A 16,510-nucleotide genomic window follows, 5' to 3' on the forward strand; every position below is an offset into this window, starting at 1 on the left:
TCTCTTAAAAACGCCCTTAAATGTATATCTTTAAGGTTCTAATCTCATTTAACTAACTAAAAATGAACAAATCCATTACACTGCTTCTTGCATTGTTGTGCAGTTTTACGTTTTATGCACAAGATTATTTTCCAAAAAACGATGGTGTAAAAACCAAAAACACCAATTATAAAGCGTTAACCAACGCCAAAATTTATGTCTCTCACAATAATGTTATTAATAATGCAACACTACTTATTAGGGATGGCAAAGTTGTAGCTAGTGGTAAATCGGTAACTATTCCAAAGAATAGTACCATTATAGATTTAAAAGGAAAAACCATTTACCCTTCTTTTATCGATGTGTATGCCGATTTTGGTGTTAAAAAACCAACTAGAGCAGACGGTAATGGTAGAAGTTCGCAGTACAATTCGAATAGAACAGGATATTACTGGAACGACCACGTAATGCCAGAAAACAAAGCCATAGATTATTTTAATTATGATGAGAAAAAAGCCACCGAATTTCTCAAAGCAGGTTTTGGGACTGTAAATGCACATATTCAAGACGGCATTGTTCGGGGTACAGGAACTTTGGTAGCTTTAAACAACAAAGGCGATAATGCCAATAGAGTTTTAAATGATCAGTCGGTACAATATTTATCTTTTAGTAAAAGTGTCACGTCAAGACAGTCGTATCCATCTTCCATCATGGGAAGTATGGCGTTGTTAAGACAGCTTTATATTGATGCCGATTGGTATGCTAAAGGTCATGTAGAAACTACAGATTTATCTTTGGAAGCTTTAAATAAAAACAAGAAACAGCCACAAATTTTTGCAGCTGGCAGTAGGTTAAATGCGCTTCGTGCTGATAAAGTAGGAGACGAGTCAGGTGTTCAATATGTTTTAGTTGGTGGCGGAGATGAGTACGAGCGTATAAACGAAATAAAAAACACCAACGCGACGTTTATTCTTCCATTAAAATTTCCTGATGCTTATAATGTAGAAAACCCATTTATGGCATCACAATTATCATTAAGTGATATGCGCCAGTGGAATCAAAAACCAGCTAACGCCAAAATTTTAGCAGAAAATGACGTGCCATTTACATTTACTACCAATGGGTTAAAATCGCCAAAGGAATTTATGGGTAATCTTAAAAAAGCCATTGCTCACGGATTACCAAAAGAAAAAGCCTTGGAAGCACTTACAACCATACCAGCAACTATTTTGGGACAAGCTGAATATTTAGGAAACCTTAATCAAGGCGCTTGGGCCAATTTTATGATTGTCTCTGGAGATATTTTTGAAGATGATGCCACAATTTACGAACACTGGATTCAAGGAGATGCTTTGGTGTTTTCAGAAAAAGACCGTTTGGATATTCGTGGAGACTATACCTTTAAATTAGCTGACGAAGATTATTCTATGAGCGTAAAAGGGAGTTTAGAAAAGCTGAAAGCAGACGTTAAAACAGACGATTTAAAACGTGGTTCAAAACTGTCTTATAATAACGATTGGGTAACACTTTCCATAACATCAAAAGATACTACAAATCAAGAATTCATAAGGGTTGTTGCTAATGTAGATGCTTCAAAAAACCTAAAAGGAGAAGCCACATTACCCAACGGAACTACCGTACCGTTTTATGCAGCCTATAAATCCGTTGAGGCGAAAGAAAAAGACAAAAAAGAGAAAGACAAGGAGGAAAAAGTTATTGTTCCTGTAACATTTCCAAATAATGCCTATGGTTTTAATACACTTCCAGAACAAGAAACCATATTGTTTAAGAATGCTACCGTTTGGACCAACGAAGCCGATGGTATTTTAAAGCAAACCGATGTTTTAATCAAAGACGGTAAAATTTCTAAAATAGGCAAAAACCTCTCTGCAGGTCGTGCAACGGTTGTTGATGCTACGGGTAAACATTTAACATCTGGAATTGTAGATGAACACTCACACATCGCTGCATCATCAATAAATGAAGGTGGTCAAAATTCTTCTGCTGAAGTATCTATAGAAGATGTGTTAAACCCGAGTGATATCAATATTTACAGAAACCTGGCAGGCGGCGTAACTTCTATACAAATCTTACACGGTTCTGCTAACCCTATTGGCGGGCGTTCGGCGATTATAAAATTAAAATGGGGCGAAACAGCTGATAATTTAATTTATAAAGACACACCCAAGTTTATCAAATTTGCTCTTGGTGAAAACGTAAAGCAATCTAATTGGGGAAGTCGCGATCGTTTTCCACAAACCAGAATGGGAGTTGAGCAAGTTTATATGGATTATTTTACTAGAGCCAAGGAATACGATGCGCTTAAAAAAAGTGGAAAACCATACAGAAAAGATATAGAACTTGAAGTTTTAGCCGAGATCTTAAACAAAGAGCGTTTTATTTCATGTCACTCTTATGTACAAAGTGAAATCAATATGCTTATGAAAGTAGCCGAACGTTTCAACTTTAATATAAATACATTTACCCATATTTTAGAAGGCTACAAGGTTGCCGACAAGATGAAAGCACACGGCGTTGGTGGATCGACTTTTAGTGATTGGTGGGCATACAAGTTTGAAGTTAACGATGCCATACCTTACAATGCTGCTATTATGCATAATCAAGGCATTACGGTGGCTATAAATAGCGACGATGCCGAAATGTCCAGGCGCCTAAACCAAGAAGCGGCAAAAGCAATAAAATACGGTGGTGTAAGCGAAGAAGAGGCTTGGAAATTCGTCACCTTAAACCCTGCAAAACTGTTACATATCGACGATCGTGTTGGTAGTATAAAAGTTGGCAAGGATGCCGATGTGGTGTTGTGGTCCCATCATCCACTTTCGGTTTATGCCAAGGCTGAGAAAACGTTAATAGAAGGTGCTGTGTATTTTGATATAGAAAACGACAAAAGAAAACGCGACGCCATTAAAAAAGAAAAAAGCGAACTCATTAATATGATGATGCAAGCTAAAAATAAGGGCTTAAAAACACAGCCTGTAAAGAAAGAAGAGCAACAACATTTCCATTGCGACACAATGGATAACCATTTTTAAAATCCACTACAAATGAAACATTTAAAACAAAACATAATAATCGTATTTCTGTTGTGTGCTTCACTTGTAATGGCACAACAAACACCAGCACCAAAGCAATCGCAATCTATTGCCATAATGGGAGCAACAGCACATATTGGTAATGGCGAAATCATTGAAAATAGCTTGATTATCTTCAAAGAAGGTAAACTAACCACTGTAGCCGATGCTAGAGTTGTAAGAATTGATGTAAGTAATATGCGAGTTATAAACGCTAATGACAAACACGTTTACCCAGGGTTTATCATCCCGAATTCAACATTGGGATTGGTAGAAATTGATGCCGTAAGAGCTTCTGACGATGATGACGAAATAGGAAGTTTAAATCCGCATATTAGAAGCTTAATTGCCTATAATGCCGAATCGAAAGTTGTAGAATCAATGCGTCCTAATGGTGTGCTAATTGGACAAATAACACCGCGTGGTGGAAGAATTTCAGGAACATCTTCCGTGGTACAATTTGATGCTTGGAATTGGGAAGATGCTGCCATAAAAGTAGATGATGGAATTCATTTAAATTGGCCAAATAGTTTTTCGCGTGGTCGTTGGTGGCGTGGTGAAGATCCAGGTTTAAAACCAAATAAAAACTATTCAAAACAAGTTAAAGAAGTTACTGTTTTTTTAAAAGAAAGCAAAGCTTATCAGAGTGGCGATAAATCTGCCAAGCATTTACCGTTCGAAGCCGTTCAAGGTTTGTTTGATGGGAGTAAAAAACTATTTGTACATGTTGATGACGCCAAAGGCATTACCGATGCTATTAATTTTAAAGTACAAAATGATATTTCGGAAATGGTTGTTGTGGGAGGCTATCAAGCACTACAAGTCGCCGATTTGTTGAAAAAACATAATATTCCAGTGCTTATCAAGCGTGTGCATTCCACACCTGATAATACAGATGATGATTATGACCAGCCCTTTAAATTGGCGAAACAGCTTACAGATGTTGGTGTGTTAGTAGCCTTGCAAAACAGTGGTGATATGGAACGAATGAATGCTAGAAATTTACCGTTTTTAGCAGGAACCGCTGCTGCTTATGGTTTAAGTAAAGAAGAAGCGCTTCAGCTTATTACGCTTAACGCTGCCAAAATATTAGGAATTGATAAAGATTATGGTTCTTTGGAAGTAGGAAAAAGTGCAACACTATTTATTAGTGAGGGTGATGCTTTAGATATGCGTACCAATGTTCTTGATAAAGCCTTTATCGACGGACGAGATATTAGCTTGGAAAGTCATCAGACCGAGCTTTGGAAACGGTATTCCAATAAGTATAAAAATCAATAGAGAAGATGAGCGAGTTTATTTTTGAACTCGCTTTTTTTTCTGGTAGAAATTATACCTTTGCATCTATGCACAAAACTATATATAGTACGCAAAACGCATTAATTAAGTCGCTATATCAACTGAAAGAAAAATCTAGACAGCGTCGGAAATCTGGACAATTCTTGATAGAGGGCAAACGCGAATTATCATTAGCCATTAAAGGCGGATACACAATAGAAACAGTATTGTTTTACCCAGATTTGTTTTCTGAAAGCGAAGCCAAATCATTGGAACGTAATGGTATTGAGATTATTGAAATCTCTCAAGACGTGTTTCAAAAATTAGCACATAGAAGTACTACAGAAGGTGTGATTGCTGTAGCAAAGACAAAATCCCATCAGTTACATGATATTATATTAAACAATACAACCCCACTAATTTTGGTTGCAGAAGCCCCTGAAAAGCCAGGAAACATTGGTGCCTTATTACGAACTGCCGATGCGGCCAATGTTGATGCCGTAATTATTGCAAATCCCAAAACCGATTTGTACAACCCCAATATTATTAGGTCTAGTGTAGGTTGTGTGTTTACAAAACCTATTGCAACAGGAACAACTTCCGAGATATTATCGTTTTTAAAACAAAATGGTATTCATATTTTTTGCGCAGCTTTGCAGGCATCTCAAGATTATCACAAGCAGGATTATACCAACCCAACAGCTATAGTAGTTGGTACAGAAGCCACAGGTTTAAGCGACGATTGGTTGCAACATTCTACACAAAATATTATTATTCCTATGCAAGGCAATATCGACTCCATGAATGTTTCGGTAGCCGCAGGAATTCTTATTTTTGAAGCAGTTCGCCAAAGACGAATCAATAAGTAATGAACAATTTGTAATTAATAATGAAGGAAAATATCATTGCAACTAAAAGTTATGATTTTGCTGTAAAAATAGTTTTGTTGAGCAAAAAACTTATTGCTGAAAATGAATACGTATTATCAAGACAGATTCTAAAATCAGACACTTCGATTGGTGCCAATGTAGAAGAAGCCATTGGTGGAATTTCAAAGAAAGATTTTAGAGCCAAAATGTCTATTTCCTACAAAGAAGCTAGAGAAACACATTATTGGTTGAGAATTCTTAAAGATACAGACTATATTACAGATTCAGAATTTGAAAAGTTGGAGAAGGAACTCTCAAGTATTCTAAAGATATTATTCAAAATCATCCAATCTTCAAAAGAGTAATAATTGATTAATTATTCATTACTAATCATTAATTAAAGAAATGACAGCTCAAACCCTATTCTATATCATCATCGGCATTATCATTGTCAACTTCATAAAGGATAAAACTCTAGATGCTTTAAATGCCAAACATTTTAATGATGCTATTCCCGAAGACCTTCAAGATGTTTTTGATGAAACCGAATACAAAAAATCGCAAGCATACAAACGTGTTAATTATAAGTTTGGGCTTATCACATCAACATTTTCGTTAGTGTTAATGGTGTTGTTTTTAGTGTTTGATGGGTTTGAATTTGTTGACAATTTTGCTAGAAGTTATAGTGATAATGCCATTGTAATCGCCCTAATCTTTTTTGGTGTTATTATGTTGGGCAGCGATATTCTAACAACACCGTTTTCGTATTACAAGACTTTTATTATTGAAGAGCGCTTTGGCTTTAATAAAACCACCATTAAAACATTCGTAATCGATAAATTTAAAGGATTGTTTATGATGGCTATTTTAGGAGGTGGTATTTTAGCATTGATTATTTGGTTTTTTCAACTAACAAAAGCTCATTTTTGGTTATATGCTTGGGGTCTCATTACCGTTTTTACGGTGTTTATGAATATGTTCTATTCACGATTAATCGTACCATTATTTAATAAACAAACTCCTCTTGAAGAAGGCGATTTGCGAGATAAAATATCTAAGTATGCAGAATCCGTTGGATTTCAGTTAAACAAAATTTTTGTTATTGATGGCTCCAAAAGAAGCTCAAAAGCCAATGCGTATTTCTCTGGTTTTGGACACGAAAAGCGCGTGACACTTTATGACACTTTAATCCATGATTTAAATGATGAGGAAATTGTTGCTGTTTTAGCACATGAAGTTGGTCATTATAAGAAAAAACATATCATTTTTAATTTAATAACTTCAATCTTATTGACAGGAATAATGCTTTATGTGTTATCCATTTTTATATCAAACCCATTATTATCGCAAGCCATAGGTGTAGAGCAACCAAGTTTTCACGTAGGGTTAATTGCTTTTGGAATGTTGTACGCGCCAATTTCTGAAATTACAGGATTGATTATGAATTGGTTTTCACGAAAGTTTGAATACCAAGCCGATGCTTATGCCAAGCAAACCTACAAAGATGAACCGCTAATATCTGCGCTAAAAAAACTTAACAAGAATAGTTTAAGTAATTTAACGCCACATCCAGCTTATGTGTTTGTGCATTACTCACACCCTACATTATTGCAGCGTTTTAAAAACTTAAAAAGCAGTTAATCAATTAAAATTTCCAAAATTTTAATTGCCGCATCACTAATTTTAGTGCCAGGACCAAAAACAGCTACAGCACCAGCATCAAATAAATATTGATAATCTTGTTTTGGAATTACCCCACCAACAATAACCATAATATCCTCACGTCCATATTTTTTTAATTCTTCAATAACTTGAGGAACTAAGGTTTTATGACCAGCAGCCAACGATGATACGCCTAAAATATGTACATCATTTTCCACCGCTTGTTTGGCAGCCTCTTGAGGTGTTTGAAATAAAGGACCAATATCAACATCAAAACCTACATCGGCATAACCAGTAGCGACAACTTTTGCACCACGGTCGTGACCATCTTGCCCCATTTTAGCAATCATAATACGTGGTCTTCTACCATCTTGTTCTGCAAATTTATCGGCTAATTCTTTTGCTTTTTTAAAGGAATCGTCGTCTTTTACTTCTTTACTGTACACACCTGAAAATGATTTTATTTGTGCTTTATAACGACCAAAAACGGTTTCTAAAGCACTACTTATTTCTCCTAATGTAGCTCTATTTCTTGCTGCATCTACAGCTAAAGCTAATAAATTTTCTTGTCCACTTTTAGCAGCTTCGGTTAATTTTTTAAGTGAAGACGTTACTTTTTCTGAACTTCTTTCAACTTTTAACTTGTTTAAGCGCTCTATTTGTTGGCGTCTTACAGTTTGGTTATCTACCTCTAATATTTGTAGCGGATCTTCTTCGTCTAAACGGTATTTGTTTACTCCAACAATAACATCTTTTCCAGAGTCTATGCGGGCTTGTTTTCTAGCGGCAGCTTCTTCTATTCTTAGTTTTGGTATTCCAGCTTCGATAGCCTTTGTCATGCCACCTAATTCTTCAACTTCTTCAATAAGTGTCCATGCTTTTTGGGCGATATCGTGTGTTAATTTTTCAACATAGTAGCTACCAGCCCAAGGATCGACAGTTTTGGTAATTTGTGTTTCTTCTTGTAGATAAATTTGAGTATTTCTAGCTATTCTTGCTGAAAAATCGGTTGGTAATGCAATGGCTTCGTCCAAAGCATTAGTATGTAAGCTTTGTGTGCCACCAAAAGCAGCAGCAGCAGCTTCGATACATGTTCTAGCCACATTGTTAAATGGATCTTGTTCCGTTAAACTCCAACCACTAGTTTGACAATGTGTTCTTAAGGCTAAAGATTTAGGGTTTTTAGGATTAAACTGCTTAACTAGTTTTGCCCAAAGCATTCTACCAGCTCTCATTTTAGCAATTTCCATAAAATGATTCATGCCAATAGCCCAGAAAAAGGATAGACGAGGCGCAAACGAATCGATATCCATTCCTGCTTTAAGCCCTGTTTTAATGTATTCTAATCCATCGGCAAGGGTGTAAGCTAGTTCTATATCGCATGTAGCTCCAGCTTCTTGCATGTGGTAGCCCGAAATACTAATACTGTTAAATCGGGGCATATTTTTACTAGTAAATTCAAAAATATCTGAAATAATTTTCATAGAAGGAGTAGGCGGGTAGATGTATGTGTTTCTAACCATAAACTCCTTTAAAATATCATTTTGTATGGTACCTGCTAATTGTTCTGGTTTTACACCTTGTTCCTCGGCTGCTACAATATAAAAAGCCATAATAGGCAAAACGGCGCCATTCATGGTCATAGAAACCGACATTTTATCTAACGGAATTTGATTGAAAAGTACTTTCATATCTTCAACCGAATCTATGGCTACACCAGCTTTTCCAACATCACCAACCACGCGTTCGTGGTCGCTATCGTAACCGCGATGTGTAGCTAAATCGAAGGCCACAGATAAACCTTTTTGTCCAGCAGCAAGATTTCTTCTGTAAAAAGCATTACTTTCTTCGGCTGTAGAAAACCCAGCATATTGCCTAATTGTCCATGGTCTTCTAACATACATGGTGCTGTAAGGACCACGTAAATTAGGAGAGATTCCTGCAACAAAGTTGAGGTGTTCTACATTTTTTATGTCGTTTTTAGAGTAAAAAGGTTTTAAACTTATTCCTTCTGCAGTGGTAAATTGCTGTTGAGTATTATTACTATTGGAAGTAGCCTTTTTTAATGTAATATGTTGGAGGTTCTTTCTAGACATTATAAAATCGTTTTTTGAATAAAAGGGTCGAAATACACATCGAAAGGTGTGGTTAGATTTATCATCACTGTTTTTTTGTTTGATGATATAATATAGGATGTATTATAAGCATCAACAGGATAATTTTCATATCTAATTTTATAAATAACTTTAAAAAGTTGTACACCATTGCTGCTGTTATACTTTGCGGTTACTTTTTCAAAAGAAGCATTCATATTTCGGGTTTCTGCTTCGTAACGCTTTCTTATCATACCTAAGATAAATTGTGCATCTCTTTTGTATAGAGGGGTGTAAGGAAGCGAATTTAAAGTGTAGGTTGATTTTGTTTCCTTATCGAAAAAAATATGAAAGTTCCCTTTCATAGATTTCATCATATTTAATCTATGAAGTTCATGTTTATATTCTTTTTCATCTAAAAGAGAATCTAACTCTTCTTGATAAGCAGATAAAGAATATTTTTTGAAAACTTCTGGTAAAAAGAGCTTGATATTATCTTCACTTAAATGATGATATTTACCAAACACCTCATCGTTTTCGTTTAACTCAACCCAACTTTTAACTTCGCTCGCTAGTTGAACACAAGAAAAGCAACAAATGAAGTAAAGTAATATGAATGGTGTTTTTTTAAACATGTAAGTTATTAATGGTTATGGCCCGCGTGTGGATCGACACTTTTTTGGGTTTTCTTAAGCTCTTTTAAACGAGTAGCTTCATCAGAAGAATTGTTGTGTGTTTTGGTTTCATCTATTTTTAATGGATCTACTTGTGATAGGTATGAATAATAATATTCTAAAGCAAAAAAAGCAGCTAAATATCTATCTCGACTAACAGAAGAAACTTTATATCTTAAAGGAGCACCAAAAAGTTCAGGAGTTAAACTGTTAGCGCTAATTAATGCGTTGAAAGTTGTTTGGAGATCTTTGTCTTTAAAGTTGTCCCCTAGACAATTAAATAGTTTATGATTAAAATTAAGTGTATAACCTTCTTTCCACAAGCCTTTTTCGTTTTTCAGAACTTTTAAAATATTTACACTATGTAGTGATGCAACGTCCTGAAACTTGATGCGGTTTGTTGAAGCGTTTCTAAAGAACATTGAGTAAGCTCTGGTTAGGTTTTTATTCTCTTTATCGTAAAAGCTAATAATGTCTTCTTCAAAAGATAATAAGGCTTCGTTATAAATTTTTGTGTCTAAACCATCACATTTTAAAGGGTTTTCTTTATCTGAATACTTATAGTCCAAAGTTACACTTGGTTCATTTTTACAACTTAGTACGTTAAGTAATAATAAACATAATGTGATTTTAAGTAAAGATTTCATAAATAAAATGGTGTTTTAAAGTGTTTAATTATTCGTTTTCTAATCGGTTTTTATCTAATTTTTCAGCAAGTCGTCTTTCAATAATAGGTTCTATTAAGGTTTTTCTAGGGTTTGTTTCTACAAACGGATTGAGTTCTAACTCATTTTTCATTTTATCGTCTGGGTTAGGATGTTTATTTGTTCCTAATAGAGTGTTTTCTCCTTTTTCAAAAGCGTCTTCTTCTTTAGATGCTGATTCCTTAATTTTTCGCTGAATGACACCTTCTTTTAACTGGTTTAAAAAGCCGCCGGAAGACTCGATGCTTTTAAAAACCTCTAAAGCTTTTTCGGAAAGTTGATTACTAATAGTTTCTATGTAATATGTACCATCTGTTGGGTTATCAACTTTATCGAAATAACTTTCGTGCTTTAATACTAATAATTGATTTCTTGAAATACGCTCACCAAATGGATTTGTTTTATGGTAAATAGCATCGTAAGGCGTATTGTTAACAGCGTTTGCCCCACCTAAAATAGCACTCATACATTCTGTTGTGGTACGCAACATGTTGGTGTTATAATCGTAAATAGTTTTGTTGCGCTTTGTAGGAAAGGCAATAATATGGCAATTTTGATTGAAACCATACTCACTAGCTAACGAAACATATAAATCGCGTAACGCTCTTAATTTGGCGATTTCGAAGAAGTAATTTGTGCCAACCGATACGTGAAAAATAACTTTTAGCTTTTCTTTTTCTGAAACAGAAAGTTCATCATTTAAATAATTAAAATATTCATTTAAATGTGCTAGACTGTAAGCTAATTGCTGTGTTATGTTTGCTCCTGCATTTTGATAAAGCGATAAATCAACACTTAAACAACCGCTATTTTTTACACTATTTTTAAAAGCAGTATGGTCGTCATTAAGATTATTAAACCAATTTCCTGTTTTTGCAAGGTTGTTTATAATATCGCAATTAATAAAAGTAAGATCTTTATTAGGTGCGTGTTTAAGAAGTTGATTAACGTATGCAGCGTCTAAAAACTTTAAGCTAAAGTATAACGGAACGTCTTTAGAAATATCTTTTAATAAAACCTCTATAGCAATATCTTTATTAGGAATAACAAAATGGAAGGCTTCGGTTCCTTTTGTAAGCGCTTCTAGAGCTTTTTTGTTTGTACTTTCTGGGTTTGAGACATAAAACGTTTCTAAAACATTCCATGTGGTGGCTTTTGTAGTTGATGTTTCTGGGAGCGAAGAAAATTCATCGGCATGATAAAAAGGTTTAACATCGATGCCTTCTGGGCTTTGCCATATTAAGGTGTCGTTATAATCGGCACCTTTTAAATCAACTTGTATTTTTTGTTTCCACTCCTTTGAGGAAACGTCTTGAAAATCACTAAATAATAGTTTACTCATGGTTTTCTGTTTTTGCTATGCTATCTTCATACTCTATAATAAAAATCTCTTCATTTTCTTTTTTCATGTAGTATTTTTCTCGAGCTAATTTTTCTATGCCATTTTCTGTTTTTAGCTTTTTAATAGCTTTTTGGTCTTTAATAATTTCTTTTTGGTAGTATTTTTTTTCTTCTTCTAGTTGTTCTATATCTGAATTTAATTCGCGATGAATTAACCAAGAATTAGCATCTAAAAAAATCATCCATATACCAAATCCGATAAGGATAATAAGAAATATATTTTTAAATGGTTTAAGGTATTTTGTTTTGTTTTTAACCATATTAAACTAAGCGTTCGTTAATAATGGTTTTTACAATATCTATAGCAACAGTATTATATTTATTGTTAGGTATAATAATATCGGCATATTCTTTCATGGGTTCAATAAACTGTTGGTGCATAGGTTTTAATGTGTTTTGATAACGTGAAAGCACTTCGTTTATATCTCTGCCACGTTCTGCAATATCACGTTTTAGTCGTCTTATTAAGCGCTCGTCACTATCTGCATGAACAAAAATCTTGATATCGAACATATCTCTCAATTCGGGATTAGTTAAAATTAAAATCCCTTCAACAATCATAACTTTTCTAGGTTTGGTTATAATGCTGTCGCCTGTTCTATTATGTTTTACAAAAGAATATACAGGTTGTTTAATGTTGTTTCCTTTTTTTAATTCTTTTAAGTGTTCCTCTAATAGTTCAAAATCTATAGATCTGGGATGATCAAAGTTTATTTTAACACGTTCGTCATAATTTAAATGAGACGTGTCTTTATAGTAAGAATCTTGAGATAGTATACCAACTTGTCCTTCTGGAAGTTGATCTAAAATTTGATTTACCACGGTTGTTTTCCCGCATCCAGTTCCACCTGCGATACCTATGATTAGCATAGAGAGTTATTTACATTTATTGCAAATTTAATTATTTCAAGGGTAATTTTATCGTTCCATGCTTGAAACTTCGTTTACTGTAATTAAGTTATCGTTAGTATTGCCCCATGAGTTGGTAATATAATTTAAAACATCAGCAATTTGTTTGTCACTTAAACCTAATGGAGTCATACTACCATTGTAGGTTTTACCGTTTACGGTAATCTCTCCTTGCTGTCCGTATTTTACTATTTTAATCGCTCTAGGAATATCTATCATAAGATAATCGGATTTAGCAAGAGGTGGAAATGCCTTAGGAACACCTTCGCCATTTGCCATGTGGCAAGTAATACAGTAATTGTTGTATACTATCTTTCCATTTTCTAGGCTTGTTTTAAAGTCTGGTTTTTCTTCTAATGAGTTATTTGAAGCGGTATTTTTACAAGCTATAATTAAAAAAATAACACTTAAAAGTATGGGGTGTTTTTTCATTAGATTTAATAAATTTGGTAGTTAACTTACTTTTTTTGATTAAAAATATAAATAAAATAGTTTTCTAATTAAAGAAAAGCTATATATTTGCACTCTGAAATTTTCGGGGTGTAGCGTAGCCCGGTTATCGCGCCGCGTTTGGGACGCGGAGGTCGCAGGTTCGAATCCTGCCACCCCGACAAAAAAGGTTAAACTTACTAAGTTTGACCTTTTTTTATGCCTTTGCGTTAAGTTTTTCTTAATTAATTAGGATTAATAGGTTTAATTTATTGGTATTCAATATATAAATATTAGTTTCGCACAAAATTAAAATAGACATAATAATTTATGAGTCAAGTAAAAGAAAACGATACGGTAAAAGTTCATTACACAGGAAAATTAAGTAACGGTCAAGTTTTTGATAGTTCATTAGAAAGAGAACCTCTAGAAGCTACCTTAGGACAAGGTATGTTGATTCCTGGTTTTGAAAAAGCCATTATCGATATGAAAGTTAACGAAAAGAAAACAGTAAGTATTCCTAAAGAGGATGCTTATGGCGAGGTAAATAAAGAGTTATTTCACGAAGTTAAAAAAGAGCAATTACCAGATAATATTGAGCCGCAAGTTGGGATGGGATTAACTTCTAGAGCAGAAGATGGTAGAGAATACCAATTTAGAATTGCTGAGGTTAATGACGATAATATTATTGTTGATGGGAACCACCCATTAGCAGGACAAGATTTAACTTTCGAATTAGAGTTAATCGAGATTAAATAAATATTCTCCTAATAAGATTTTAAAAGCCTGGAATTTTCCAGGCTTTTTTGCTTTTATACAGTTCGTCCCGTAATTTTTACAGTTGGGACAATAGGTTTTTTAAATTATTTAAAACTTTAAAACATTTGTATCATCAATAAAAAACGAACAGTTTTATTACATCAACTAAAATAGTTGTTAAATTTAGGTTTCTATAACCGCGACGCATGAAAAAACATTTAAAAAATAGCATTATTGTATTTATTATAGGAACGATAGTTTTTGTAATTGGTAACTCGCTTTCTAGAAATGGATTTCATTTTAATTCGGTAAATGATTTTTTAATCAACTTCGTGTTTTATCAAGCTTATGCTTTTTTGCTAGGCTACAGTAATATCTTTTATTTTCAGTTTTTAAATCAAAAAAAATGGCCTCCAAATAGTAGTATTAAACGTATTGTTATTGGTGTTGTAGGGTCTGTTGTTATAACATTAATAGGGTTGTTTATTCTAAGAGCATTAACCGCTGTTTATTATAATGGAAATACGTTTAAAGAGTTTATTTCAAGCGAAAGTTTTAGCAACTATACCTTTGGTTTATGGATTACATTAACCATTGTTATGGTATTTCATTTAATTTATTTTTATAATGAATATCAGCAAAATAGAATTAAGGAGCAAAAAGTTATAGCAGGAACGGCAAGCGCTAAGTTTGATGCTTTAAAAAATCAATTAGACCCGCACTTTTTATTTAATAGCTTAAATGTTCTTACCAGTTTAATTGAAGAAAATCCCGAAAGCGCCCAAAAATTTACCACAGGATTATCTAAGGTTTATAGGTATGTTTTAGAGCAAAAAAATAAGGATTTAGTAGCTGTTGATGAGGAATTAAAGTTTGCCAAAATATACATGTCTTTATTAAAAATGCGGTTTGAAGATAGTATTGTTTTTAATATTCCAGAACAAGCTAAAAACCCAGAAAGTAAAGTAGTGCCACTATCCTTGCAGCTATTGCTAGAGAATGCCGTTAAACACAATATGGTTACCGAAAAAAAGCCACTTAATATTCATATTTATGAAGAAAATGGTCATTTAATAGTAGAAAATAATCTTCAACCCAAACAAATAGTAAAAAAGAGTAGCGGGGTTGGTTTAAGTAATATTAAACAACGCTATGGTTTACTAACCAATAGAAAAGTAATCATCAATCAAAGAGCAGACAGTTTTGCTGTGGCAATACCTATGCTTACAAAACAAGTTTTAATCATGGAAACACAATCAACAAAACAAGAAAATGCTTACTACAGAGCAAAAAAACGTGTAGAAGAAATAAAAGGATTTTATGGGAACTTGATTTCCTATTGTTGCGTCATCCCTTTTTTAATGTTTATTAATTATAAAACCTATTGGGAGTTTCAATGGTTTTGGTTTCCCGCAATAGGTTGGGGAATAGGATTAATATTTCACGCCTTTGGAGTATTTGGATATGGAAAAACTTGGGAGGAACGAAAAATTCAAGAAATTCTAGATAAAGAAAAGGAGAACAACTCAAAATGGCAATAATTATGAAATCGAATTTTAACGAACAACAACGTATAGATAATGCCAGAAGACGTGTAAAAAAGTTAAAAGGCTTTTACTCTCACTTAACGATTTACATTGTTATTAATGCTTTACTCTTGATAATTAACGTTATTTACGTAAATCCTGGCGAGTCGTTTTTTCAATGGAGTAATTTTAGTACTATGTTTTTTTGGGGAATAGGGCTCTTAGCTCATGGATTAACAGTATTTATGCCAAAATTTATAATGGGAAAAGACTGGGAAGAACGCAAAATAAAGCAGTTTATGGAACAGGAAAAGCACCATAACCGTTGGGAATAGTTATTTTGAGTGTTATATTAAAAAATGAATTCAATTAACAGACCATGAAAGTTATCATTATTGAAGACGAAAAACCATCAGCAAGACGGTTGCAACGTATGTTAGAAAAACAAGCTTTAGAGGTTGAAACCATGTTGCACTCAGTAGAAGAGGCTATTAATTGGTTTCAAAATAATACGCATCCAGAACTTATTTTTTTAGATATTCAATTGAGTGATGGACTATCTTTTGAAATTTTTGAAACCGTTAATATAAAGTCGTCAATTATTTTTACAACGGCTTACGATGAGTATGCCTTGCAAGCCTTTAAGTTGAATAGCATAGATTATTTATTAAAACCAATAGATGAAGAAGAATTGGAACAAGCGATTACCAAATTTAAATCTAATTTTGATAGCAGATCTCCCATTTCTTTAGATTTCGAAGACATTAAAAAGCTTTTAGTAAATCCTATAGAACGAGAGTATAAAAAAAGGTTTTCGGTAAAAGTTGGGCAACACTTAAAACTTATAAATGTTAGTGATATAGAGTGTGTTTTTAGTCAAAATAAAGGAACTTATTTACACACTGTTGACGGTAGAAATTATTTAATAGACGATACGTTGGAAGAGTTAGAATCTCAATTAGAACCCGATGAGTTTTATCGTGTAAATCGTACATTTTATGTAAACATTCATGCAATAAGTGATATGGTAAGCTATACCAATTCTAGGCTTCAAATAAAGTTAAATAATTATAACGAGCAGGATATTATTGTGGCCAGAGAACGTGTAAAAGATTTTAAAAGCTGGTTAGCGTAA

The 16,510-nt window shown here is 33.6% G+C and carries 16 protein-coding genes and 1 tRNA gene; 10 read left to right on the forward strand and 7 right to left on the reverse strand.

Translation table 11 applies throughout. The features are described 5' to 3' along the window. Positions 1-62: 62 nt before the first annotated feature. From EJA19_RS09995 to EJA19_RS10015, 5 genes are all read left to right on the forward strand, one after another. The gene (locus tag EJA19_RS09995; protein WP_125468229.1) at positions 63-3,032 is read left to right on the forward strand and encodes an amidohydrolase family protein; all 2,970 of its coding nucleotides are present in this window, start codon (positions 63-65) and stop codon (positions 3,030-3,032) included. 12 nt (positions 3,033-3,044) lie between these two features. Then, positions 3,045-4,352 carry an amidohydrolase family protein gene (locus EJA19_RS10000; RefSeq protein ID WP_125468230.1) on the forward strand — a complete coding sequence of 436 codons (1,308 nt, stop codon included), beginning with the start codon at positions 3,045-3,047 and terminating at the stop codon, positions 4,350-4,352. Positions 4,353-4,417: 65 nt separating this feature from the next. Next, complete coding sequence (locus tag EJA19_RS10005) at positions 4,418-5,218, forward strand: TrmH family RNA methyltransferase (RefSeq protein WP_125468360.1); 801 nt, start codon at positions 4,418-4,420, stop codon at positions 5,216-5,218. 20 nt (positions 5,219-5,238) lie between these two features. Next, positions 5,239-5,583: a four helix bundle protein gene (locus tag EJA19_RS10010; RefSeq protein WP_206075168.1), complete on the forward strand. Its 345-nt coding sequence runs from the start codon at positions 5,239-5,241 to the stop codon at positions 5,581-5,583. Between the two features lie 40 nt (positions 5,584-5,623). Then, positions 5,624-6,859, forward strand: coding sequence for a M48 family metallopeptidase (locus EJA19_RS10015; RefSeq protein ID WP_125468232.1), 1,236 nt, complete (start codon positions 5,624-5,626; stop codon positions 6,857-6,859). Here EJA19_RS10015 and scpA read toward each other — a convergent pair. Genes scpA through EJA19_RS10050 form a run of 7 tightly spaced genes read right to left on the reverse strand, consistent with a single transcriptional unit; the run spans position 6,856 to position 13,093 of the window. Continuing rightward, the gene (scpA, locus tag EJA19_RS10020) at positions 6,856-8,976 is read right to left on the reverse strand and encodes a methylmalonyl-CoA mutase (protein ID WP_125468233.1); all 2,121 of its coding nucleotides are present in this window, start codon (positions 8,974-8,976) and stop codon (positions 6,856-6,858) included. The two genes, EJA19_RS10015 and scpA, sit on opposite strands and share 4 nt — an antisense overlap. After that, complete coding sequence (locus EJA19_RS10025) at positions 8,976-9,608, reverse strand: hypothetical protein (protein WP_125468234.1); 633 nt, start codon at positions 9,606-9,608, stop codon at positions 8,976-8,978. Before EJA19_RS10025 ends, scpA begins: the two co-directional genes overlap by 1 nt. Before the next feature lie 8 nt (positions 9,609-9,616). Beyond that, entirely contained in the window at positions 9,617-10,294 is a 678-nt protein-coding gene (locus EJA19_RS10030) for a hypothetical protein (RefSeq protein ID WP_125468235.1), read from the reverse strand. A 28-nt stretch (positions 10,295-10,322) separates the two neighbouring features. Next, positions 10,323-11,693, reverse strand: a complete 1,371-nt coding sequence (locus EJA19_RS10035) for a methylmalonyl-CoA mutase subunit beta (RefSeq protein ID WP_125468236.1) — start codon at positions 11,691-11,693, stop codon at positions 10,323-10,325. Then, positions 11,686-12,012, reverse strand: a complete 327-nt coding sequence (locus EJA19_RS10040; RefSeq protein ID WP_125468237.1) for an FtsB family cell division protein — start codon at positions 12,010-12,012, stop codon at positions 11,686-11,688. Before EJA19_RS10040 ends, EJA19_RS10035 begins: the two co-directional genes overlap by 8 nt. Before the next feature lies 1 nt (position 12,013). Continuing rightward, a complete protein-coding gene (gene udk, locus EJA19_RS10045; RefSeq protein WP_125468238.1) occupies positions 12,014-12,622 on the reverse strand; it encodes a uridine kinase in 609 nt (202 codons plus the stop codon). A 48-nt stretch (positions 12,623-12,670) separates the two neighbouring features. Next, positions 12,671-13,093, reverse strand: coding sequence for a c-type cytochrome (locus EJA19_RS10050; RefSeq protein WP_125468239.1), 423 nt, complete (start codon positions 13,091-13,093; stop codon positions 12,671-12,673). 104 nt (positions 13,094-13,197) lie between these two features. On the opposite strand from EJA19_RS10050, the gene EJA19_RS10055 reads away from it, so the two are divergent. From EJA19_RS10055 to EJA19_RS10075, 5 genes are all read left to right on the forward strand, one after another. Continuing rightward, positions 13,198-13,272, forward strand: a tRNA-Pro gene (locus EJA19_RS10055). A gap of 148 nt (positions 13,273-13,420) precedes the next feature. Next, positions 13,421-13,849: an FKBP-type peptidyl-prolyl cis-trans isomerase gene (locus EJA19_RS10060; protein WP_125468240.1), complete on the forward strand. Its 429-nt coding sequence runs from the start codon at positions 13,421-13,423 to the stop codon at positions 13,847-13,849. 206 nt (positions 13,850-14,055) lie between these two features. Beyond that, positions 14,056-15,390 (forward strand): 2TM domain-containing protein, encoded by a 1,335-nt coding sequence (locus tag EJA19_RS10065; RefSeq protein ID WP_125468241.1) that lies wholly within the window; start codon positions 14,056-14,058, stop codon positions 15,388-15,390. Positions 15,391-15,392: 2 nt separating this feature from the next. Continuing rightward, positions 15,393-15,710 (forward strand): 2TM domain-containing protein, encoded by a 318-nt coding sequence (locus tag EJA19_RS10070; protein WP_125468242.1) that lies wholly within the window; start codon positions 15,393-15,395, stop codon positions 15,708-15,710. 44 nt (positions 15,711-15,754) lie between these two features. Beyond that, positions 15,755-16,510 (forward strand): LytR/AlgR family response regulator transcription factor, encoded by a 756-nt coding sequence (locus EJA19_RS10075; RefSeq protein WP_125468243.1) that lies wholly within the window; start codon positions 15,755-15,757, stop codon positions 16,508-16,510.

The sequence above is a fragment of the Mangrovimonas spongiae genome (assembly GCF_003944795.1).
Taxonomy (GTDB): Bacteria; Bacteroidota; Bacteroidia; order Flavobacteriales; family Flavobacteriaceae; genus Mangrovimonas; species Mangrovimonas spongiae.

Excerpts from the sequence above, each read along its gene's own strand:
- EJA19_RS09995 (WP_125468229.1), top strand. The coding sequence starts at position 63 with ATGAACAAATCCATTACACTGCTTCTTGCATTGTTGTGCAGTTTTACG.
- EJA19_RS10050 (WP_125468239.1), bottom strand. The coding sequence starts at position 13,093 with ATGAAAAAACACCCCATACTTTTAAGTGTTATTTTTTTAATTATAGCT.
- udk (WP_125468238.1), bottom strand. The coding sequence starts at position 12,622 with ATGCTAATCATAGGTATCGCAGGTGGAACTGGATGCGGGAAAACAACC.
- EJA19_RS10060 (WP_125468240.1), top strand. The coding sequence starts at position 13,421 with ATGAGTCAAGTAAAAGAAAACGATACGGTAAAAGTTCATTACACAGGA.
- EJA19_RS10010 (WP_206075168.1), top strand. The coding sequence starts at position 5,239 with ATGAAGGAAAATATCATTGCAACTAAAAGTTATGATTTTGCTGTAAAA.
- EJA19_RS10075 (WP_125468243.1), top strand. The coding sequence starts at position 15,755 with ATGAAAGTTATCATTATTGAAGACGAAAAACCATCAGCAAGACGGTTG.
- EJA19_RS10015 (WP_125468232.1), top strand. The coding sequence starts at position 5,624 with ATGACAGCTCAAACCCTATTCTATATCATCATCGGCATTATCATTGTC.
- EJA19_RS10000 (WP_125468230.1), top strand. The coding sequence starts at position 3,045 with ATGAAACATTTAAAACAAAACATAATAATCGTATTTCTGTTGTGTGCT.
- EJA19_RS10035 (WP_125468236.1), bottom strand. The coding sequence starts at position 11,693 with ATGAGTAAACTATTATTTAGTGATTTTCAAGACGTTTCCTCAAAGGAG.
- EJA19_RS10040 (WP_125468237.1), bottom strand. The coding sequence starts at position 12,012 with ATGGTTAAAAACAAAACAAAATACCTTAAACCATTTAAAAATATATTT.
- EJA19_RS10030 (WP_125468235.1), bottom strand. The coding sequence starts at position 10,294 with ATGAAATCTTTACTTAAAATCACATTATGTTTATTATTACTTAACGTA.
- EJA19_RS10070 (WP_125468242.1), top strand. The coding sequence starts at position 15,393 with ATGAAATCGAATTTTAACGAACAACAACGTATAGATAATGCCAGAAGA.
- EJA19_RS10025 (WP_125468234.1), bottom strand. The coding sequence starts at position 9,608 with ATGTTTAAAAAAACACCATTCATATTACTTTACTTCATTTGTTGCTTT.
- EJA19_RS10065 (WP_125468241.1), top strand. The coding sequence starts at position 14,056 with ATGAAAAAACATTTAAAAAATAGCATTATTGTATTTATTATAGGAACG.
- EJA19_RS10005 (WP_125468360.1), top strand. The coding sequence starts at position 4,418 with ATGCACAAAACTATATATAGTACGCAAAACGCATTAATTAAGTCGCTA.
- scpA (WP_125468233.1), bottom strand. The coding sequence starts at position 8,976 with ATGTCTAGAAAGAACCTCCAACATATTACATTAAAAAAGGCTACTTCC.